Raw genomic sequence first — 21209 nt, 5'->3', positions numbered from 1 at the left:
TCGGAAGGGTGTGTGGCACAGCGCTGCGTCTGCCCGGACGGACCCGTGCCGAACGACCGCCCTCGGGGCGCGGGCCCGGAGCGTGGCTCAGCGGTCCAGGAGCCCCAGGCGGTCCTGGGCGCGGTAGCGCTCCAGCAGGGTGGCGAGGTCGCCGGCGGCGAAGCGGCGGTACGCCGCCCCGCACGGTCCCTCGCCGGGCGGGGACCACCACACGGGGCCTTGGCAGCGGAAGCCCTCACGGCGCAGTGCCGCGCGCCGAATCTTGTTGGTGGCGGTGACCGGCATGCGCGGCACGATGCGTACGAAGCGGGGGGCCGACTTCGTGCCGAGGTCGGCCTGCGCGGCCAGGAAGGCCGCGAAGGCGCCGGGGTCGAAGGCGGAGCCCTCGCGGAGGGCCACGGCCGCCATGACCTGGTCGCCCGAGACGGGGTCGGGGACGGCGTAGACGGCGACGGCCGCCGCCGCGGGGAAGCGGGCCAGGACGCTCTCGACGACCACGGCGGCCAGGTTCTCGCCGTCCACGCGCATCCTGTCGTCGGCGCGGCCCGCGAAGTGGAACCAGCCCTCGGCGTCGCGGAAGAAGAGGTCGCCGGTCCAGTACCAGCCGTCGCGGGTACGGGCGGCGACCGCCTCGGGGTTGCGCCAGTAGCCCTCGAAGCGGGAGGGGCCGCGGTTGACGAGCTCGCCGATGGCCTCGTCGCCGTTGAGCAGCCGGCCCGCCCCGTCGAGGAGCGCGCGGGGCCGCTCGGCACCGGTCGCCGGGTCCACCACGGCCAGGTCGGCGCCGGGCGCGGCACGCCCGACCGCGCCGGGCGGCGTGCCGGGGGAGCGCTGTATGGCGGCGCCGCCCTCGGAGGAGCCGTAGCCCTCGGTGAGGGGCACGCCGAAGCGCTCGGCGAACCGGGCCGCGTCCACGGCCCCGGCCTCGGTGCCGAAGCCGCGGCGCAGGCGGTGGTCGCGGTCGTCGGGCCGCTCGGGGGTGGCGAGCAGATACTGCACGGCGCGCCCGACGTAGGTGAAGTACGTGGCCCCGTAGGCGCGTACGTCCGGCAGGAAGCGGGAGGCGGAGAAGGTCCGGCGCAGCGCCACCGCGCCGCCGCCCGCGAGGGCGGGTGCCCAGCCCGCCATCACGGCGTTGCCGTGGAAGAGCGGCATGCACAGGTAGTGGACGTCGTCCGGCCCGAGGCCCAGGAAGCCGCTGAGGGACGCGCCCGCGTCGGCGAGCCTCCCCTGGGAGACGATCACGGCCTTGGGGGCGCCCGTCGAGCCGGAGGTGAAGTAGAGCAGCAGCCGTGTGCCGGGGCGTATCCGCCCGCCGCGCGGCGGTCCGGCGCCCTCGTACGCGCGCAGCAGCGCCGGGTACGCCGGGTCGTCCACGACCAGGACGCGTTCCGGGGCGAGGGGGAGGGCCAGCCCGCGCAGCGACGGCAGGTGCGCGCGCTCGGTGACCAGCACGGCGCATTCGGTGTGGGCGATGTCCCGGGCCAGCTCCGCACCGCGCCGGGTCGGGTTGACCCCCACCACGGCGGCCCCCGCGTACGCCGCGGCGCCGAGCCACAGCGGGAACTCCGGGACGTTGCCCAGGAGCACTCCCACGTGCGGTTCGGCGCCGTGCGGCAGCAGGTCGGCCAGGAGCGCCGCGCGGGCGGCGGAGGCGGCCGCGACGTCATGGCGGCTGAGCCTGCGCTCCCCGTACAGCAGCCCGGGGCGCGGATCGCCCCACTGGCCCTCGACGAGCTCCGCCATGGTGCGTCCCATGGGGCCGCACCATAGCTGACGCTTCGTCAGATGTCAGGCCTTCGGGGCGTCCTGGTCCGCGCCCTGCTCGGCGATGGACTTGCGGACCTCGTCCATGTCCAGGTCGCGGGCCTGCTTGATCAGGTCCTCGAACGCGGGCGCGGGGAGCGCGCCGGGCTGGGAGAAGACGGCCACCTTGTCACGGATGATCATCAGCGTCGGGATGGACTGGATCTGGAACGCGGCGGCCAGCTCGGGCTGCGCCTCCGTGTCGATCTTGCCGAACACGAGGTCGGTGTTCTTCTCCGCGGCCGCCTCGTAGACGGGGGCGAACATCCGGCACGGGCCGCACCAGGACGCCCAGAAGTCGATCAGGACGAAATCGTTGCTGCCCACGACCTCGTCGAAGTTGTCCTTGGTGAGCTCAACAGTGCTCATGCTTCCCTTACCTGCTTCCGGGTGCCGTCGGTCGGGACCCACTGACCGTAACCGAAGGCAGCGCTGCGCTATTCCGAACGCCGTCCCGGCGCGTCCTCCCGCCGCCGCCCGCGGAACGGGATGCCGGGAGCCGGGCCGGGCCGGATCCTGGAGGGGGGAGGGGGCGTCAGCCGCCCCCGCCCGGCCAGGCGCGGAGCGACCAGGGGAGCGGTCGATGGTGACGACGATGCACGCCGTACGGGCCCACCGGCGCGGCGGACCGGAACAGCTCCGCTACGAGACCGCGCCCCGACCCGAGCCGGACCCGGGCGAGGCCCTGGTCGCGGTGCGTGCGGCCTCCGTGACCGCGGGGGAGCTGGACTGGGACGCGACCTGGACCGACAGCTTCGACGGCTCGGGCCGCGACCGCACCCCCACCATCCCCTCGCACGAGGTCTCCGGCGTGGTCGCCGACGTGGGACCCGGGGTCGTCACCCCGAGGGTCGGGGAAGCCGTCTACGCGCTGATCCCCTTCGTCCACGACGGCGCCGCCGCCGAGTTCGTCACTCTTCCCGCGGGCATCCTGGCCCCCAAGCCCCGGCGGATCGACCACGACGCGGCCGCCTCGGTCCCGCTGGCCGCGCTCACCGTCTGGCAGGCGCTCGCCCGGCACGCCGGGGTCACCCCCGGCCGGCACGTCCTCGTCCACGGCGCGGCGGGCGGCGTCGGTTCCTTCGCCGTCCAGATCGCCGCGGCGCTCGGCGCGCAGGTCACGGCGACCGCCGCCGCGCGCGACGCCGGCTTCGTCGCCGGACTCGGCGCGCGGCGGGTCGTCGACTACGCCGGCAGCCGCTTCGAGGACGAGGTGGCGGACGTGGACGTCGTCTTCGACGCCGTCGGCGGCGACACCCAGGACCGCTCCTGGTCGGTGCTGCGCCCGGGCGGCCTGCTGGTGAGCATCGTGTCCCCGCCCGACCCGGCCACCGCCCGCGCGCACGGCGCCCGCGGCGTCTTCTTCGTCGTCGAGCCGGACCGGGCGGGCCTGGAAGCGGTCTCGCGGCTCATCGACGGCGGCAAGCTCACCCCGCGGGTCGACCGCGTGGTGCCGCTCACCGAGACCCGCGCCGCTTACGAGGCGCTGGAGCACGAGCACCGCCGCGGCAAGGTCGTCATCCACGTCGCAGACGGGACCTGACCGCCGGAGCCGCCGGGACCGCCTGCGCCGGGGTGCCGGGGCCGGGGAACCTACGGGACGACGGTCACCGGCCAGCGGCCCGCCTTGACCAGCCGTACCGCCACCGAGCCCACGATCCGGTGCCCGGCCTTCTCCGACGCGCCCACCACGACCGCGTCCGCCGTGAGTTCGTTCGAGGCCTGCGACAGCCCGCTGAAGGGGTCGCCCACGAAGGTGTGGAACTCCCAGCGCAGGCTGGACACCGCCTGGAAGCGGGCGGCGGCCTTCTCTATCTCCGCCTTGAGCTGGTCGGCGATCTCCGCGGTCGCCTCCGCGACCGGGGCGCCGAAGGCGGCTCCCGCAGCCAGCACCGGCTGCACGTAGACGATCGCCAGCAGCGCGTTCTGGCGCCGCGCCAGCCCCGCCGCGTACGCCACGGCGCGCCACGACGGCTCCGATCCGTCCAGTCCCGCCACGATCACCTTGGGACCGTCCGTGCCCCGCTCGAAAGGCGCCTTGTCGCTCACGTTCCGAGCCTACTTGCGCGACTGGCGCGCGCGCCGCACCGGGCGCGGGGAATCCCCGGCCGCGGCGAGATGACCGTCCACCAGCCGCTGCAGCGCGGAGGCGAAGACCGTCCGCTCGTCCTCGGGGAGGGCCGCCAGCAGGTCGCCGTGCACGCGCGCGGTGATCTCCCTGCCGCGGGCGACGAGCTCCCGTCCGGGTTCGGTGACGGTGATGATGCGGGCCCGGCGGTCCGTGGGGGAGGGGTGCCGCTCGGCGAGGCCGGCCCGCTCGAGCTCGTCCATGGTGACGACCATCGTGGTCTTGTCCTGCTGCGAGATCTCCGCGAGTTGAGCCTGTGTCAGCTGCCCGGGGAGCGCGTGCAGCAGCACGCAGTAGCCGCGGGGGGTGAGCCCCACCTCGGCCAGGGCGGCCGCCAGCCGGTTGGTCATGGCGTGGCTGGCGTACTGCAGCAGGCCGGTGAAGTCGGGCGCGGATGCCGGGGAATCCATGGTCCGAGCCTAGCAAGAAGGTCCGTTACCGAATCATCGGTGCCGCGAATCATTCGGCGGATAAATCGTTCGGCTACACGGGCCGGGCTGCCTAGCATGAGACGGCATGAACCTCCCGCCTCGTCATCACGACGTCCCCGGCAAGCCCTCCCTCGACGGGCTCGAAGCGAAATGGTCGCGGCGCTGGGACGAGTCGGGTGTACACCGCTTCGACCGGTCGAGGCCGCGCGAGGAGATCTTCTCCATCGACACCCCGCCGCCCACGGCCAGCGGATCGCTCCACATCGGACACGTCTTCTCGTACACCCACACCGACACCGTCGCCCGCTACCGGCGCATGCGCGGGCAGACCGTCTTCTACCCGATGGGCTGGGACGACAACGGCCTGCCCACCGAGCGCCGGGTCCAGAACCACTACGGGGTCCGCTGCGACCCCTCGCTCCCGTACGACCCCGGCCTCACCCCGCCCGAGCGCCCCGGCAGGCAGCAGCAGCCCGTCTCCCGGCGGAACTTCATCGAGCTGTGCGAGGCCCTCACCGCCGAGGACGAGAAGGCCTTCGAGGAACTGTGGCGCCGCCTCGGCCTGTCGGTCGACTGGACGCTGACCTACCGGACCGTCGGCGCCCGTTCGCGCGCCGCCTCGCAGCGAGCCTTCCTGCGCAACCTCGCGCGCGGCGAGGCCTACTCGGCCGAGGCGCCCACCCTGTGGGACACCACCTTCCGCACCGCCGTCGCCCAGGCGGAGCTGGAGGACCGCGAACGGCCGGGCGCCTACCACCGGCTGGCCTTCCACCGCCCCGGCGGCGGCCGGGTCGTCGTCGCCACCACCCGGCCCGAACTCCTCCCGGCCTGCGTCGCCCTGGTCGCGCACCCCGACGACGAGCGCTACCGGGACCTCGTCGGCACGACCGTCACGACCCCGGTCCTCGGCGTCGAGGTCCCCGTCCACGCCCACCGGCTGGCCGACCCGGACAAGGGCACCGGCATCGCCATGGTCTGCACCTTCGGCGACACCACCGACGTCACCTGGTGGCGCGAACTCCGGCTGCCCACCCGGCCGGTCCTCGGCCGCGACGGGCGCTTCCTGCCCGCGCCGCCGGGCGCCCTGGACACGGCGCAGGCCCGCGAGGCGTACGGACGGCTGGCCGGCGCCACCGCGTACACCGGCCGCGAACGGCTGGTGGGGATGCTCCGCGAGCGCGGAGAGCTGGACGGCGAGCCCGAACCGGTCGTCCACGCCGTCAAGTTCTACGAGAAGGGCGACCGGCCGCTGGAGATCGTCACCACCCGGCAGTGGTACCTGCGCAACGGGGGCCGCGACGAGGCCCTGCGGGACCGGCTGCTGGAGCGGGGCCGCGAGCTGAGCTGGCACCCCGAGCGGATGCGGGTCCGCTACGACAGCTGGGTCGAAGGGCTCAACGGCGACTGGCTGATCAGCCGCCAGCGCTGGTTCGGCGTCCCCGTCCCCGTCTGGTACCCCCTCGACGACGCAGGCGAGCCCGTCCACGACAAGCCGCTCGTCCCGGACGAGTCCGCGCTGCCCGTCGACCCGGGCACCGACGTCCCCGACGGCTACCGCGCGGAGCAGCGGGGCGTGCCCGGCGGGTTCACCGGCGACCCGGACGTCATGGACACCTGGGCGACCTCGTCGCTCACCCCGCAGATCGCCGCCGGATGGGGCACCGACGACGAGCTGTTCGCCAAGGTCTTCCCGATGGACCTGCGGCCGCAGGCCCACGAGATCATCCGCACCTGGCTGTTCGGCAGCATCGTCCGCGCCCACGCCGAGCAGGACGTCCTGCCGTGGCGGCACGCGGCGATCTCCGGCTGGATCCTCGACCCGGACCGCAAGAAGATGTCCAAGTCCCGGGGCAGGGCGGTCACCCCCGGGGACCTGCTGGAGCAGCACGGCTCCGACGCCGTCCGCTACTGGGCTGCCTCCGCCCGGCCCGGTACGGACACCGCCTTCGACACCGGGCAGATGAAGATCGGCCGCCGCCTCGCCATCAAGGTCCTCAACGTCGGCCGTTTCGTGCTCACTTCCGGCGCGATGCCCGACGCGGTGCCCGACGCGGCTGCCCCGGAGGTCACCGCGCCGCTGGACCGCGCCCTCCTGGCGGCCCTCGCGTCGACCGTCCGCGCCGCCACCGACGCCCTGGAGGACTTCGACCACGCCCGCGCCCTGGAACAGGTCGAGTCCTTCTTCTGGGACTTCTGCGACGACTACGTCGAGCTGGTCAAGGGCCGCGCGTACGAAGGCGACACCTCCGCCCTCGCCACGCTGGGCACCGCCCTGTCCGTCCTCCTGAGGCTGTTCGCGCCCTTCCTGCCCTTCGTCACCGAGGAGGTCTGGTCGTGGTGGCGGGAGGGCTCCGTCCACCGCGCCGAGTGGCCGGGCGCGGACGCGCTGCGGGCCCTCGCCGGCGACGGCGACCCGCGCGTCCTCGCCACCGCCCGCGACGCGATCACGGCGGTCCGCAGGGCCAAGTCGGAGGCGCGGCTGTCGATGCGGGCGGAGGTCGCCCGGATCGTCGTCACCGGCCCGGCCCCGGAGCTGGCGCTCCTCGCCCTGGCCGAGGACGACGTCCGCGCCGCGGCCCGCGCATCGGCGGTGGAACGCCTCCCGGCGGGCGGCGACGGGCTGGAGTACGAGGTGGTTCTGCCGGAGGCGCGTTGACCGAACCCGCGCTGTTGCCCCGATGGGCGGGCGCGGGCGGTGGTTCGGCTGTCCCGGCGTCTCGCGCCCTTCGGGCGCGAAGATGCGGGCTGCGGGCCTGGAGGGTGGGTCCGGGCCCGGTCCCCGCTGTGCGGGTGGTTTTGCGGCCGGGGTTCAGGCTCCGGAACGGGGCCGGTTGTTCGTGGGCGCTGGTGTCGTCGCCGTCCGCGGGTGGAGATGGCCGGTTGCCACGCCCACCGTTCGTGGGTGGCGCGCCCGCCGTAACCGGCGTCTGCGGGTAATGCCGCGATATCGGGCTCTGTTACACCGTGTGTTTCGGCGAAACAGAGCCCGGTCTCCCGCCGACCCCTCAACAGCACCCCGAATCAGCCGCAGACGCCGGTTACGGCGGGCGCGCCCACCACCCACCGAAGGCGTGGAAGCGACCATCTCCACCCGCGGGCGGCAACGAGGCACACACCACCGGAAAGGCAATCCGTTCCGGAGCCTGAAGCCCGACCACGAACCCACCCGCACACCGCCGACGAGCCCCGGACCCACCCTCCAGGCCCGCAGCCGGCATCCTTGCGCCCGAAGGGCGCGGCACGGCGGGACAGCCGAACCACCGGCATCACGCCGACCTCCCCGCACGGAGCGCCTACGGCGCCGGCAGCGGCTGCGGAGGGCGCGGCCCGACGTAGTGGCCGCTCGGGCGCATGCGCAGCGGGGGCTCCTCGTACTCCTCCAGGGCGTGGGCGATCCAGCCCGCGGTCCGGGCGACCGCGAAGACCGTCTCGCCGGCCTCCGGGGCCATGCCGGAGGAGACGGAGAGCACCGCGAGGGCGAGGTCGACGTTGGGGTGGGCGGGGGCGTGACGGGCCGTCGTGGCGGCCACCTCACGCGCGGCGGCCAGCGCCCGCTCCGCGTACGGGACGTCCTCGAGCAGCCGGAGGAGCATGACCGCGCGCGGGTCCTCGGCCCGGTAGAGGCGGTGGCCCAGCCCCGGGACGGGGCCGCCCGCGCGCAGGTGGTCGGCGACGACGGCCGCCGCGCTGCCGCGGTCGAGGACCTCGGCCAGCATGCGGTGGGCGAGGCCGCTGGCGGCGCCGTGCAGGGGGCCGTCGAGGGCGCCGAGCCCGGCCGACACCACTGCGTACGGGTGGGCGCGCGCGGATGCCGCGATGCGCACGGCGAGCGTCGAGGCGGCGAGGTCGTGGTCGATGAGCAGGACGAGCGCCGCGTCCAGCACCCGCAGTGACGCCTCGTCGGCCGGCCGGGCGGTCAGCCGGGACCACAGCAGCCGGGCCGGCCCGCCCTCGCCCTGGTGCGCGGTGCCGGCCGCCGGTAGCGCGCGTACGAGCGTGGGGATCAGGCCGCGGGCGGCGCCGAGCACGGCCTCGGGGGAGAGGTCGAAGCGGAGAGGGTCCTCCACGGCCGCCGCGACGGCGATCGCCCGCAGCCGGTCCATCGGGCCGCTGTGCCCGGGCAGCGCCGCGACCGCCCGCCGGGCGGCCGCCAGTGCCTGCGGCGGCGCGGTGAAGCGCACACCGCGGCGGAGGACACCCGTCCACAGCCACTCCGCCACCTCCTCGTAGCCGTACCGCTCGGCCAGGGCCGTGGCGTCGACCCCTCGGAAGTAGTGGCGGTCCCCGTCGATGAGGGTGATGGCGGTGCGTACGGCGCCCGTGGCGTCGTCCACCGGAGGCTGCTGTGCGGCGCGCCGGTTGCGACGGGCGAGGGCGTCGACCTCGCCGGGGTCGAAGGTGCTGCCCCGCCCGCCGGGGGCGCGACGGCTGCCGAGCAGACCGCGGCTGACGTAGGCGTACACCGTCTCCGGCTTGACGCCGAGCCGCTCGGCCGCCTCGCGGGTGCTCAGCCGTACCCCCGCCGTCCGTTCCTCCGTCGTCATGACTCCATCCCATCATACATTGACTGAATCAATATTGACGAGGATTGAATCAATGATGGATGGTCTGGTCAATGTCGAGTCGTCGCAGCATGACCGGAGGATCACCGTGACCGTCACGCCCGTCACCCCCGACGTACCCCGCGGCCTGAAGGGAGTCGTCGTCACCGAGACCGCGCTCGGCGACGTCCGCGGCACCGAGGGCTTCTACCACTACCGCCAGTACTCGGCCGTGGACCTGGCGCAGAGCCGCACCTTCGAGGACGTCTGGCACCTGATGCTGCTCGGCACGCTGCCCGACGCCGCCGGGCGCGCCGCCTTCGCCCGGCGCGTCACCCCGCTGCGCCGGCTGCCCGGTGCCGTCCGCGACGCGCTGCCGGCCGTCGCCCGCGCCGGCGCCCTCAGCGGTCCCCTCGCCGGGCTGCGTTCCGCGCTGTCCCTGCTGGGCGCGGCCGGGGGCTTCCGCCCGCTGTACGACGTCGAGCCGGAGCGGCGGCTGTCCGACGCCCTCGCCGCGACCGCCGCCGTGCCGACGCTGCTGACCGCCCTGTACCGGCTCGGGCAGGGCCTGGAGCCGGTCGAACCGCGCGACGATCTGCCGTACGCGGCCAACTACCTGTACATGCTCACCGGCGAGGAGCCCGACCCGGCCCATGCGCGGGCCGTCGAGCGCTATCTGATCTCCACCGTCGACCACGGCTTCAACGCGTCCACCTTCACCGCCCGCGTCATCGCCTCGACCGGCGCCGACCTCGCGGCGTGTCTCACCGGCGCCGTCGGGGCGCTGTCCGGCCCGCTCCACGGCGGCGCACCGAGCCGCGCCCTGGACACCCTCGACGCCATCGGCACCCCGGACCGCATCGACCCGTGGATCCGTGAACGTGTTCTGGCGGGTGAGCGCATCATGGGGTTCGGCCACCCCGTCTACCGCACCGAGGACCCCAGGTCCCGGATGCTCAAGGGGATCGCCCGCTCCTTCGGCGGCCCGCTCGTCGACCTCGCCGTCCGGGTCGAGGCGCGGGTCGAGGCGATACTCGCCGAGCTGAAGCCCGGCCGCGAACTCCACACCAACGTCGAGTTCTACGCGGGCGTCGTCATGGAGCTGTGCGGTCTGCCGCGCGAGATGTTCACCCCGACCTTCGCCTGCGCCCGCGTCGTGGGCTGGTGCGCCAACGTCCTGGAGCAGGCCGAGGACAGCAAGATCATCCGTCCGGCCGCCCGCTACGTCGGCCCGGTGCCGCCCCAGCCGGTGCCGGCGGCGTGACCGGCCCGCGGGCCACCGGTCAGGGCGTTGCGGGGCGTTCCATCAGGAGGTAGTCGCCGTGCTCGCCGGTGTGCCGGTAGCCGGCGTCCTCGTAGAGGCGGAGGGCCGGATTGGCGCGGTGGACGCCGAGCGCGAGCGTCGCGTGGCCGGCCGCGCGGGCCTGCGCGGCGAAGGCGTCGAGGAGGAGGCGGCCGAAGCCGCGGCGCCGCAGGGCGGGCACGACGTGGATGCCGATCAGCGTCGCCGTGCCGTCCGTGCCGTCCGTGCCGCTTGTACCGCCCGTGCTGTCCGCGGCATGCGTGGGCATCCACATCATCGAGCCGCCCGGTTCCCCGCCGGCCTCCAGGATCAGGGTGCGGTCCAGGCACTCCACCCACATGGCCAGGTTGCGGTCGATCGCCTCGGTCCAGGCCGCCTCGGCGGCCGGTTCGACGGTACGGATGTAGTCGCGCTCCCACCGCAGCAGATGCGGCAGGTCGGCGGGCCGCGCGGGGCGGGTGACGGCCGTCGGTCCGGGGGTGCTGGGCACGGTGTCACCGTACGGCCCCCGCCGCGGCGGCCGGCGACCGGGCCTTCGCTACTCCCGGCCGGCGGGCTTGCGGTCGACGGGGGTGACCGGGGTGAGGGTCTCCTCCTGGGTGCGGCGGGGGCCGGACCAGGGGGCGGGGACCGCGTCGAAGAGGTAGGCGAACCGGTAGGCCAGGTCCTCGTAGTTGACCCGCCAGCCGCGGAAGTGCGGCCACGCCTCCTGCGCGGTCCGCTCCAGCGGGTAGCCGTTGGCCGCCGCGTGGGCGACGGCCGCGGCGAACTCCTCGTACGGCAGCCGGATGGCCGCGTCGGGCGAGGGATCGGCGTCGTACGGGATCCGCCAGATCGCGGCGATGTCCCGCAGGCAGACGAAGCCCGCCCGCAGGGCGAGCCGGGCCTCGGCCTGCGGGCGCCCGGGGTTGAGGGCGAGCTGCATGGCCGCGGCGTCCATGACGGCCAGCAGGGCGATCAGCCAGCTGCGGTCGGGCTGCGGGGAGCGGAACCGGCTGAGCACCGTGTAGCTGGTGTGGCTCTCGCTCACCTCGGCCGCCCACCGCTCCCAGTTGCGGAACAGTTCGGCGAGGCTGTCGGTGAGCCCGATCTGTGCGTAGCGGGCGAGGATCTCCGGCCCCCAGGGCGGGTTGCCGGCGCGGGCCTGCAGCAGGGTCACCTCCGCCTCGCGGCGGGAGTACGCGGCGTACAGGGTCGGCAGGTAGCCGATCTGGAGGCCGATGGTGATCGGGCCGGTCGCCGCGGCGATGAAGTCGATGACGGTGAGGTCGACGTGGTGGCTGCTGGCGAAGCCCAGCGTGAACAGCGAGGAACCCGCCTCCCGCAGCGCGTCGAGCGGGTCGAGGTCGCTGACGGCGGCCTGCAGCATGGCGTAGCCCGCCCAGAACGCGACCAGCCAGCCGATGAGGTTGGCGAGGATGGACACCGCGGCCACCGGTACGAGGACGCGGTCCTTGGCCTCGGGCGTGCGGCAGCGGTCCGCGACGAACTGGAACGGCAGGTGGACCGCCATGTGCACCAGGCGCGTGAAGCTGGACCGGGTGGGCCGCGGGATCACCAGCGTGCGCAGCACCGACGAGAAGGTGCCGGCCACGACGAGCGCGCCGACGAGACCGGTCAGGACGCGCACGGGAGTTCCCTCCCCGGCCGGTTCACAGCACCCGCCGGCGGACCAGCGCGGCCAGCACCAGCACGCCGGGGAGCAGGGGCAGCCACACGGTGACGATGCGGTACGCCAGCACCGCGGAGGTCGCCGCCACCCCGGTCGCCCCGGCGGTGACCAGCGCCAGCACCAGGGCGACGTCCAGCGAGCCGAGTCCGCCCGGCGTCGGCAGCAGGGCCGCCGCCGCGCTTCCCGCCAGGTACGCCACGGCCACGTGCGCGGCCGGGACCGGCGCGTGCAGCGACCGTACGACCGCGACGAGCACCGCGGCGTGCATCACGGGGAAGGCCAGGGAGCCCGCCCACAGGGCCGCCACCCGCGCGGAACGGCCGTGCACGGCCCGGACGTCGGTGGCGACCGTGCCGAGGAACGAGCGGACCGTGCGGCGGATGTGGCGCACCGACAGCAGGACGACCAGGACCAGGCAGAGCGCCGCTCCGGCCGCCAGCGCGAGGGTGAGGCCGGGTCGGCCGGGCACGACCTTGCGCATGTCCAGGGCGTGCGGGAAGGCCGCCAGCAGGACGACCAGCAGCCCGATCCGCACCACGCAGGCCGCCAGCGCCCGCACGGTCAGCGCGGCCGCGGAACGACTGGGCGACAGGCCGCAGCGCAGCAGGAAGCGCAGGTTGACGGCGTTTCCGCCGACGCCCGCCGGGAGGATGTGGTTGGCCGCCGAGGCCGCGAACTGGGTGGCCAGCAGGCGTCCCGCGGGCAGTTGCTCCAGCACCGCACCCTGCTGGGCGGCTGCCGAGCACACCCAGGCGAGCAGCGTCGCGGCGCCGGCCGCCAGCAGCCACTCGGCGTCGGCGGAACCCAGCCGGTCGGTACCGGCGTCGACCATCGGCCACTGCCGCAGGACGATCAGGGCCACCACCAACAGCGGTGCCACACCGACGATCTGACGCACTGGGAGGCGCCGCCACATGCCGTTCGTGCCCTTCCGGTCGCCGCGGTCGCCCGCGCTGCCGTGAGGCGCTCCCCGGCGCAGCCCCTGCCGTACCTACGCACGACCATACGGTGCGGCGACCCGTAGCGCTCATCCGGCGGCGCGTCCGGCCCTCCCGTGGTACGTGACGCGGCCGGACGCGCCCCCGGCGCGAGCCGCCGCCACAGCTCCAGGAGGCCGCCCAGGCCGTCCACGCGGTCGGCCGACTCGTCGTCGAACCACACCGTGCCGGTGGCGAGGTAACGGAAGCGGTGCACACCCGCCGGGAGGATCACCGACACCGTGCGGGTGCCGTCGCGGCGGGGGGACGAGGGTGTGCCGGCCGGGTTCCCGGCCGTTGAAGTCGCCGACCACGCTCACGGTGCCGGGCGGTCGGTCGAGGGGGAGGGCGGTGTGCCCGAGCATGGGCTCCCCCTGCGGTTCCGGACGAGGGACGGAGGACGGCGTGCGGTGCTCGGTGCATCCGTTCTTCCGGTGTTCCGGCGAACGTCACATACCGACTGGTCGGTGTTACGGGATATCGTGGCCCGGACGACGTAGGACGTACGCGGAGGGAGTCGCGGTGCGCGCGATCCAGATCACCGAGTTCGGCGGGCCAGAGGTGCTGCGGCAGGTCGAGCTGCCCGAACCCGTGCCGGGGCCGGGGCAACTGCTGGTCGAGGTGTCCTCGGCGGGCGTCAACTACGCCGACACGCACCTGGTGGAGAACTCCTACCTCTCCAAGGCCACCCTGCCCCTCGTGCCCGGAGCCGAGGTGGTCGGCCGGACCGCCGGGGGCCGCCGCGTCGTCGCCCTCACCGACAACGGCGGCTACGCCGAGCGGGCCGTCGTCGAGGAGTACCTCGCCCACGACGTGCCCGAGGGCGTCACCGACGGCCAGGCGCTCGCCCTGGTCGTCCAGGGCCTCACCGCCTGGCACCTGCTGCGCACCTCCGCCCGCATCGCCGAGGGCGAGTCCGTGGTCGTCCACGCCGCCGCGGGCGGCACCGGCTCGCTCGCCGTGCAGCTCGCCAAGGAGTTCGGCGCGGGACGGGTCATCGCCACCGCCTCCTCCAAGGAGAAGCGCGACCTGGCGCTGGAGCTCGGCGCCGACGTCGCGATCGAGGCGGACGCCACGGACGCGGCGGGGCTCAAGGAGCGGCTCGTCGAGGCCAACGGCGGCAGGAAGGTCGACATCGTGCTGGAGATGACCGGCGGCCCGGTCTTCGACGCCTCGCTGGCCGCCCTTGCCCCCTTCGGCCGCCTGGTGACCTACGGACTCGCCTCCCGGGTTCCCCCGGCCCCGGTCCATGCCGCGCAGCTCATGGGCCGCTCCCGGGCCGTCGTCGGCTTCTGGCTGATGCACTGCCTGGGGCGCCCCGGCATGTACCGCGAGCCGATGGCCGAGCTGCTGGCCATGACGGCCGAGGGACGGCTGAAGCCGCAGGAGGGCGGCGGCTACCCGCTGTCCGAGGTCGCCCGCGCCCACGAGGACCTGCGGGCCCGCCGTACTTACGGAAAACTGACGCTCGACCCGGCGGGCTGAGCGCCGCGGGCCGGCCGCGCCCGCGCCCCGCCGTTCGCCTCCGCGCGGAGGCACAATCGACAGCGGAGCACGAAGCCGCGGCCGGCGGCCCGAGGAACGGGAGGGGCCATGGACAGGACCCGCTTCGCCCCCGACCGGGGGCTGACCACCCGCATGGTGGCCACCATGTTCATGATCGGGCTGCTCTACGTCGTGTTCGTGGGCGTCCTGCTGGCCCTGCTGCGCGGCGCCTGGCCGCTGATCCTGATCGTCGCGGGCGGGCTGTTCGTCGCCCAGTTCTGGTTCAGCGACCGGATCGCCGCCTTCAGCATGGGCGCCCGCGAGGTCACGCCCGAGCAGGCCCCCGAACTGCACGGCGTCGTCGACCGGATCTGCGCCCTGGCCGACATGCCCAAACCCCGTGTCGCCATCGCGGACAGCGACGTCCCCAACGCCTTCGCCACCGGGCGCAACGAGAAGGCGGCCCTGGTGTGCGCCACCACCGGCCTGCTCCGCCGGCTGGAGCCCGAGGAGCTGGAGGGCGTGATCGCCCACGAACTCTCCCACGTCGCCCACCGGGACGTGGCGGTCATGACGATCGCCTCCTTCCTGGGCGTCCTCGCCGGGGTGGTCACCCGCATCGGCCTGTGGGGCGGCCTCGGGCGCAACAGCCGGGACCCCGGCACCGCGATCGTGGTCATCCTGATCCCGCTGGTCAGCGCGCTCGTCTACTGCGTCAGCTTCCTGCTGACCCGGATGCTGTCCCGCTACCGCGAGCTGTCCGCCGATCGCTCCGCCGCGCTGCTCACCGGGCGGCCCTCCGTCCTGGCGTCCGCACTGACCAAGGTCTCCGGCCAGATGGCCCGCATCCCCACCGAGGACCTGCGCAAGGCCGAGCCGTTCAACGCCTTCTACTTCGTCCCCGCCCTCACCGGTGGCCAGAGCCTGGCCCAGCTGCTCTCCACGCACCCCACCCTGGAGCAGCGGCTGCAGCAGCTCGGCCGGATCTCCGTCGAGCTGGGACGCCGCTGATGGGGTTCCTGGACGCGCTGCTCGGCCGCAGCAAGCCCGTCAGGCCCGACCTGGACCAGTTGTTCGGGCTCCCCTCGGCGGCCGTGACCCTGGAGGCCGCGGCCGGATTCCGCCCCACCGGTGTGGGCTCGGTGTGCTTCGCCGCCGTGGAGGGGGGCGCGTTCGCCGAGGTCCAGCAGGACGTGCGGGCACTCCTCGACATGGACACCGGCCAGGGCGCCGTCCCGGTGGAGTCCGTCCGTGACGCGTACGGGTACACCTGGCTGGTCGTCCGGCGCCCGGCGCAGGACCTGCCGGTCCTGGTCGGCGACCTCCACGCGGTCAACTCGGCGCTGGAGGGTCACGGCTTCGGCCCCCAGCTGCTCTGCTCGCTGGCCGCCTTCCGCGACGCGGAGGGGCGCTCCCTGGCGCTGGTCTACCTCTACAAACGCGGGTCGTTCTACCCGTTCGCCCCGCTGGCGGGGGAGAAGCGCGACAACCCCCTGGAACTCCAGGTCAAGGCGCTGCTCGGCAACGACCTGCGCCTCGAGGAGGACCTCGGCCGCTGGTTCCCGCTCTGGGGCGCGCCGGGCCTGGGCGGCTGACGGCCGAGCACGGCCTGTCGCGGGCCGTTCCGGCACACACGGTCCATGCGACCCCTGCCGTGGGTGTTTGCGATGATGAGGTCGTCGCGCTCCTTCGCCCGCGAGGTGATTTCTTGAAGAAGGTGGCACTGCGTCTGCACGCATTGTTGCCTCACCAGTACGACGACCGGATGGTCCTCGCCAGTACGGTGGACGCCTGGGGCAGAACCCTTTGGCTCCTTTGTCCCGATGGCGACCTCGAACCGTGTCCGTACGGTCCGTCCCGTCCCCGGCCCCGCCGCTATCCGTACGACGCGCTCCTCGTCGTCAGCGACGCGGGACGGATACAGGAGCGCTTCCTACGCGACCTGCGTGCGGTGCCCCATCGCATGGACGCCCTGCCCAATGGCCGGCTCGTGCTCGAGTGCTCCGGTGCTGTGGACCAGCAGAACGCCCTCATTTACGGCCGTGACGGCCGGATGCGGCGTACTTTCGCCCTAGGCCGTGCGGTCGAGTTCATGATGGCCGACCGGCGGAACAACCTGTGGAGCGCCTACGGGGACGAAGGGGTGTACTCAGACCCGATCAGTGCCGCCGGTTTGGTGCGCTGGGACAGCGGCGGCAACCAGCGGTGGGGCTATTCGGCGCGACAGGGCGTTGAGTACATCGACACCGTCTACGCCTTCAACGTCGCCGACGACGTGGCCTGGGCGATGTACTACCCCACTTTCCCGCTGCTCGAAGTACAGGCCAATGGGCGTGTCCACGTGCGGAAGAACCCCGTGGGCCGTTTCAGGGGCATGGCCATCCAAGGCGACCGGATCCTCATGCTCGGAGGAGGCCCACGCGATCGCCAGGACAGGTTGCACCTCTGCTTCGTCACCGACGACGAGGTGACGGTGGTCGCGGAGGCGGAGCTCACCATGCCCAACGGTGCCCCGCTCAAGCGGTACGCCCGCCCTGTCGGCCGGGGGCGCTTTCTGTACCTGCATGGCAAGTCCACAAGGCAGTGGTACGTGTTGGACACCCAGGTCGTCGGCCGACCCGGTCGTCCCTGAGCGTGTGATGAGCCTTTCGCAGGCCGACAGGACGCACCGGGCGGCGGTATTACCTCGCCCTGGGCGGCTGAGGTCCGGGACGGGTGCGCCGGGGCCCGGGGGCCTCAGCCTCCGGCGAAGACGCCGATGCCGTTGGCGACGAGGCGTTCCGTGCCGCCGGCCGGGTGGTTGCGGACCTTGACGGCGGGTGCGCCGGGGGCGCGGGTGACGAGGGTGGAGGAGCCGCCGCCGTCGAGGTTGACGGCCGCCTGGGAGCCGATGCCGGACATCAGGGAGGCGAGTTCGAGGACCGTGAGGCCGGCGCCGGACTCGGCCCTGCCGTCCAGGGCCAGCAGGTACATCACTTGCCCGCCCGCGCCGTAACCCGCCGCGGTGCGGGTCGCCGCGACGCGGTTCTCCAGCCCGGCCAGCGGAAACCCACCGCGCAGGATCGGACAGCCCCCGACGGCGAAGCGGTAGCCGCCGCCGTACGCGGAGGCCACCAGCCGCTGCCGCACGTCGACCGTGTCGCCCGGAACCAGCGTGCGCAGCGCCTCCGCGCCCGCCTCCCGGCCGACGAGGACCACCGCGTCGGGCGGGATCTCGCCCTCTCCCGGACGCTCGGCGACGTCCACGACCTCGCCCTGGCTGACCGTGACCTCGTAGGTGTCGTCGCTGCACGGCGCCCCGCGCTTGAGGTCGTCCCCGCAGGCGGCGCGGAGCCGGGAGGCGCCGCCCCAGTCCGAGGTGTACGCGCCCACGCCGCCGACCGGGAGCGCGTACTGGTTCAGCCCGTCCAGCGCCACCGTGCCCTCCTCGAGGCCGACCGAGCCGGCCAGCCGGAGCCGGTCGAGCCGGGCGACCCCGTCGGTGCCGACCGCGAGGACGTCCTCGGTCGACGTGCCGGGCGGAAGCCTGGGCCCGAAGCGCTGGCCCAGGGGTACGGCCGACTTCAGGGCCCGTCCGGCGGCGATCGCCGGGCCGACCGGGGCACCGGTCGCGGGCACCCCGGGGTGCTGGCTCTCGCTCATGTTGAAGAAGTCGGCGTTGATGCCGCCCACGGCTCCCGCGGCGTTCGCGAGCCCCGAGACCTTGCCGCGGCCGGCGACGACCCCGGGGTGCAGCAGGTCCACCGTGACGCCGGGAGTGCGCAGGTCCACCGTCAGCAGGTGCCCGCGGGCCGTGCCGTGGGCTCCCCGGTAGGTGAACGTCCGGTAGTCCACGCCCGGGACGAGCACGGTGGTCGCGCCGTAGCGCAGCCCGTCACCCGCGGCCGCGGCGACGGCGCCGCTCGTGCCGCCGAGCAGCGCGGTCCACGCCAGCACCGCCGAGATCGCCAGGCGCACCCGGCGGGGTCGTCGAGTCACGTCGCTCCAGCCCGAAAACCGATTACCTGACGAGAGGTCAATGGTTGCCGGGACCGGCGGGGTTGTCGCAGCACCACGCCGCGTTCGAGGGGATCCGACTCGATACGGTGAAAAGCCGGAGAGAAGAGGACCGGGAGGATCGGCCGGGCGGGCTCCGGCGGCCCTCTCGCAAGGGCCGTCCCGGTCGCCCGGCCGCCCCGGTCGCCTCAGCCTGGGAAGGCGTAGACCGTGGTCGCGTGCGCCGCGGGCTCGCCGGCCCCTTCCGGGGTGAGCTCGATGTCGATGAACGCCAGCCGCCGCCCGAGCTTGGTGACCCGCGCGGTGACCAGGACGTCGGTGCCCATGACGGCCCGCTGGAAGGTCGTCGACTGCTGGACGGTCGTCATGGGCCCGTAGCCGCCGCGCGCCGCCGACACCGCGATCACGGTGGCCGTGTCGGCGGCGGCCATCAGCGCCTGGCCCGACAGCGCGCCGCCCTCCCGGGCCAGCCGGTCCGACCAGGGCAGCCGCAGCACGGCGTGCCGCTCCCCGGTCTCCTCGACGGAGAGCCCCAGGTCCTGCACCCAGGGCGCGAAGTTGTCGGCCAGGACCTTGTCCGCCTCGGCGGTGGTGATCGTCACGGCGGACATTCTGACCCACCGTCGGGGGCGCGCACCAGGGCGCGAGGGGGCCGGGCGCGTCCGGCCGCTCGCCGCATCCACCATACATGCCGTTGCGGGTATATAGCCTCGGGAGTATATTGGGGAGCGTGTCCATACCCTTCGACGTGCTGGCCGAGCCGACGCGGCGGCGGATCCTGGATCTGCTCCTGGAGCGCCCCCGTCTCGTCGGCGAACTCACCGAGCACCTCGGCCTCAGCCAGCCCGGTACGTCCAAGCACCTGCGCGTGCTCCGCGAGGCGGGCCTGGTCCGTGTGCGCGCCGAGGCGCAGCGCCGCTGGTACGAGCTGCGCCCCGAGCCCCTGCGGGAGGTGGACGCCTGGCTCGCGCCCTACCGCGGGCTGTGGGGCACGAGCCTGGACGCACTGGAGCGGCACCTGGACGCCATGCCCGACGAGATGGAGGAGCCATGACCACGGACACCGGCGAGACGCTGACCACCGCCGACGGCCGGACCGCGCTGCGGATGGAACGGCGGCTCGCACACCCGCCGGAGAAGGTGTGGCGGGCCCTGACCGAACCCGGGCACCTGTCGAAGTGGTTCCCCTCCGACGTGGAGATGGAGCCGCGGGTGGGCGGCAAGGTCCGCTTCCCGTTCCGGCACGGCGAGGGCGAGACCATGGAGGGCGAGGTCGTCGAGTGGGACCCGCCGCACGTCGTCGCCTACACCTGGGACGAGGACGTGCTGCGCTGGGAGCTGGTGCCGGAGTCCCTGGGCTCCGTGCTGATCCTGACGCACACCTTCGCCGACCGCCCGGGCGCCGCCAGCTTCGCGGCCGGCTGGGACGCCTGCATCGCCGGCATCGACCCCGAGCTGGCCGGCGAGCCCGTGCCCGCGCCGGGCGACATGAAGGCGGCCCACGAGCACTACGTGAAGGAGTTCGGCCTCGACCGCGGTACCGCCGAGGAGCTGCCCGTCGGCTGGCAGGTCCGCTTCGAGCGGCAGCTGACCCAGCCCTCGGCGACCGTGTGGAAGACCCTGCTCGGCGGGGTGGCCGCGCCCGAGGTCGGCGGACCCGTGCCGCGCGGCTTCGTCGTGGGCGACTTCGCCGCCGGGCCGGTGAGCGAACTGCGCCCGCGGGAGGTGCTCGCCTACCCCTGGGACCTCCACGGCCGCCACGAGGGCACCGTGCGCTGGGAGCTGACCCGGGGCACCGGGCACGGCGCCAGGCTCGTGCTCACCCAGACCGGTGTGCCCGAGGTGCCCGCCGCGCTCGCGCTGGACGTCTGGCGGGACCGTGTGGAGAGCCTCGCGGCGAAGCTGGCCGCGATGCCCCGCTGACCGGTGGACGGCACGGCGCCCGCCCTCACAGGCGGTCCCGTGCCTCCTCCAGGAACTCACGTGTGGGCCCCGCGGGCAGCGCCTGGGCGCTCATCCGGTCCAGGGCCTCGCGGAACCGCGAGACGTCCTCGCGTTCGTCGAGGTAGACGGCGCCGATCAGGCTCTCCGCGTACGCGATGTCCGGCAGCTCCGGCAGCGGGAAGCGGAAGATGTGGAACGGCCCGTACATCGCCGGGTGCGGCCCCGAGGCGAAGGGCATCACCTGCAGCCGCACCTGGGGCATCCCGCACGCCTCGATGAGCCGGTCGATCTGCCGGCGCATCACCTCGGGCCCGCCGATGGGACGTCGCAGTACCGTCTCGTCCAGCACGACCCACAGCAGCGGCGGGTCGTCGCGGGTGAGCAGCGCCTGCCGCTGCATGCGCAGCGCGACGCCGCGCTCGATCTCCTCCTGCGAGGCGTGCGGCCGGCCCGCGCGCAGCACAGCCTCCGCGTACTGCGGGGTCTGCAGCAGTCCGGGGACGTAGTGCGGCTCGTAGGCGCGGATCAGCTCGGCGGAGCCCTCCAGGCTGACGAAGGCGCTGAACCACTCCGGGAGCACGTCGCGGAAGCGGTGCCACCAGCCGGGGCGGTTGGCCTCGCGGGCCAGCTCCAGGAAGTTGGCGATCTCGGCGGGCGCGGTGACGCCGTAGGTGAGGAGCAGCTTCTCCACGTACGGGATCCGCAGGCCCACCTCGGCCTTCTCGATGCGGCGCACCGTGGCATGGGTGACGTCCAGGGCGCGGGCCGCCTGCTCGTAGGAGAGCCCGGCCCTCTCCCGGAGGTCCTGCAAGCGTCTGCCGAGTACCACCCGCAGTACGGTGGGAGCGCTTGCCGCCCGCGCTTCAGTCACGGTCAATCTCCTCCAACACCGCTGATCCCCGCGTAGTTTGTCATGGCGTCAGGGC

Annotated in this window: 20 protein-coding genes; 9 read left to right on the top strand and 11 right to left on the bottom strand. The window is 74.1% G+C overall.

Translation table 11 applies throughout. From position 1 onward, the window contains the following. Positions 1-87: 87 nt before the first annotated feature. Both CHF15_RS10935 and trxA read right to left on the bottom strand, forming a co-directional pair. Positions 88-1758, bottom strand: coding sequence for an AMP-binding protein (locus CHF15_RS10935; protein ID WP_089223474.1), 1671 nt, complete (start codon positions 1756-1758; stop codon positions 88-90). A 33-nt stretch (positions 1759-1791) separates the two neighbouring features. Next, complete coding sequence (gene trxA, locus CHF15_RS10930; protein ID WP_089223473.1) at positions 1792-2175, bottom strand: thioredoxin; 384 nt, start codon at positions 2173-2175, stop codon at positions 1792-1794. 214 nt (positions 2176-2389) lie between these two features. On the opposite strand from trxA, the gene CHF15_RS10925 reads away from it, so the two are divergent. Continuing rightward, entirely contained in the window at positions 2390-3349 is a 960-nt protein-coding gene (locus CHF15_RS10925; RefSeq protein ID WP_089223472.1) for an NADP-dependent oxidoreductase, read from the top strand. A 50-nt stretch (positions 3350-3399) separates the two neighbouring features. On the opposite strand, the gene CHF15_RS10920 is transcribed toward CHF15_RS10925, so the two are convergent. Continuing rightward, on the bottom strand, positions 3400-3855 hold the full coding sequence (locus tag CHF15_RS10920; RefSeq protein WP_089223471.1) for a universal stress protein: 456 nt from the start codon (positions 3853-3855) through the stop codon (positions 3400-3402). A 9-nt stretch (positions 3856-3864) separates the two neighbouring features. Then, positions 3865-4344, bottom strand: a complete 480-nt coding sequence (locus tag CHF15_RS10915) for a MarR family winged helix-turn-helix transcriptional regulator (RefSeq protein WP_089223470.1) — start codon at positions 4342-4344, stop codon at positions 3865-3867. A gap of 106 nt (positions 4345-4450) precedes the next feature. Here CHF15_RS10915 and valS point away from each other — a divergent pair, with 106 nt between their 5' ends. Continuing rightward, positions 4451-7021, top strand: a complete 2571-nt coding sequence (gene valS, locus CHF15_RS10910) for a valine--tRNA ligase (protein WP_089223469.1) — start codon at positions 4451-4453, stop codon at positions 7019-7021. A gap of 637 nt (positions 7022-7658) precedes the next feature. Here the strand turns inward: valS and CHF15_RS10905 are convergent. Beyond that, entirely contained in the window at positions 7659-8909 is a 1251-nt protein-coding gene (locus CHF15_RS10905) for a citrate/2-methylcitrate synthase (protein WP_089223468.1), read from the bottom strand. Positions 8910-8964: 55 nt separating this feature from the next. On the opposite strand from CHF15_RS10905, the gene CHF15_RS10900 reads away from it, so the two are divergent. After that, on the top strand, positions 8965-10170 hold the full coding sequence (locus CHF15_RS10900; protein ID WP_410169630.1) for a citrate synthase/methylcitrate synthase: 1206 nt from the start codon (positions 8965-8967) through the stop codon (positions 10168-10170). Between the two features lie 19 nt (positions 10171-10189). Here the strand turns inward: CHF15_RS10900 and CHF15_RS10895 are convergent, their stop codons facing one another. Genes CHF15_RS10895 through CHF15_RS10885 form a run of 3 tightly spaced genes read right to left on the bottom strand, consistent with a single transcriptional unit; the run spans position 10190 to position 12761 of the window. Continuing rightward, a complete protein-coding gene (locus tag CHF15_RS10895) occupies positions 10190-10699 on the bottom strand; it encodes a GNAT family N-acetyltransferase (protein WP_089223467.1) in 510 nt (169 codons plus the stop codon). Between the two features lie 48 nt (positions 10700-10747). Further along, complete coding sequence (locus tag CHF15_RS10890; RefSeq protein ID WP_089223466.1) at positions 10748-11839, bottom strand: hypothetical protein; 1092 nt, start codon at positions 11837-11839, stop codon at positions 10748-10750. A gap of 22 nt (positions 11840-11861) precedes the next feature. Beyond that, entirely contained in the window at positions 11862-12761 is a 900-nt protein-coding gene (locus tag CHF15_RS10885; RefSeq protein ID WP_245938765.1) for a lysylphosphatidylglycerol synthase transmembrane domain-containing protein, read from the bottom strand. Positions 12762-13380: 619 nt separating this feature from the next. Here CHF15_RS10885 and CHF15_RS10875 point away from each other — a divergent pair. The 4 genes from CHF15_RS10875 to CHF15_RS10860 all read left to right on the top strand — a co-directional run bounded on the left by CHF15_RS10875 (position 13381) and on the right by CHF15_RS10860 (position 16975). Beyond that, positions 13381-14343, top strand: coding sequence for a quinone oxidoreductase family protein (locus CHF15_RS10875; protein ID WP_089223464.1), 963 nt, complete (start codon positions 13381-13383; stop codon positions 14341-14343). Positions 14344-14451: 108 nt separating this feature from the next. Continuing rightward, complete coding sequence (gene htpX, locus CHF15_RS10870) at positions 14452-15354, top strand: zinc metalloprotease HtpX (protein WP_089223463.1); 903 nt, start codon at positions 14452-14454, stop codon at positions 15352-15354. Beyond that, complete coding sequence (gene pspAB, locus CHF15_RS10865) at positions 15354-15938, top strand: PspA-associated protein PspAB (RefSeq protein WP_089223462.1); 585 nt, start codon at positions 15354-15356, stop codon at positions 15936-15938. Before htpX ends, pspAB begins: the two co-directional genes overlap by 1 nt. 122 nt (positions 15939-16060) lie before the next feature. Next, positions 16061-16975 (top strand): hypothetical protein, encoded by a 915-nt coding sequence (locus CHF15_RS10860; protein WP_245938784.1) that lies wholly within the window; start codon positions 16061-16063, stop codon positions 16973-16975. Between the two features lie 104 nt (positions 16976-17079). On the opposite strand, the gene CHF15_RS10855 is transcribed toward CHF15_RS10860, so the two are convergent. Together CHF15_RS10855 and CHF15_RS10850 are read right to left on the bottom strand one after the other, a co-directional pair. Continuing rightward, positions 17080-18321, bottom strand: coding sequence for a phosphodiester glycosidase family protein (locus CHF15_RS10855; protein WP_245938764.1), 1242 nt, complete (start codon positions 18319-18321; stop codon positions 17080-17082). Positions 18322-18527: 206 nt separating this feature from the next. Then, positions 18528-18941: a PaaI family thioesterase gene (locus CHF15_RS10850; protein ID WP_089223586.1), complete on the bottom strand. Its 414-nt coding sequence runs from the start codon at positions 18939-18941 to the stop codon at positions 18528-18530. 128 nt (positions 18942-19069) lie between these two features. On the opposite strand from CHF15_RS10850, the gene CHF15_RS10845 reads away from it, so the two are divergent. Beyond that, on the top strand, positions 19070-19393 hold the full coding sequence (locus CHF15_RS10845) for an ArsR/SmtB family transcription factor (RefSeq protein WP_089223460.1): 324 nt from the start codon (positions 19070-19072) through the stop codon (positions 19391-19393). Next, positions 19390-20262 carry an SRPBCC family protein gene (locus CHF15_RS10840; protein ID WP_089223459.1) on the top strand — a complete coding sequence of 291 codons (873 nt, stop codon included), beginning with the start codon at positions 19390-19392 and terminating at the stop codon, positions 20260-20262. Before CHF15_RS10845 ends, CHF15_RS10840 begins: the two co-directional genes overlap by 4 nt. Positions 20263-20287: 25 nt before the next feature. Here CHF15_RS10840 and CHF15_RS10835 read toward each other — a convergent pair whose 3' ends face one another. Continuing rightward, complete coding sequence (locus CHF15_RS10835; RefSeq protein WP_089223458.1) at positions 20288-21154, bottom strand: helix-turn-helix domain-containing protein; 867 nt, start codon at positions 21152-21154, stop codon at positions 20288-20290. Positions 21155-21209: the final 55 nt, after the last annotated feature.

Origin of the sequence: Actinacidiphila glaucinigra, assembly GCF_900188405.1 — a bacterium.
Lineage (GTDB): Bacteria > Actinomycetota > Actinomycetes > Streptomycetales > Streptomycetaceae > Actinacidiphila > Actinacidiphila glaucinigra.
Note: the sequence above shows the minus strand (reverse complement) of the source record. Positions and strands in the feature narration are given on the sequence as shown.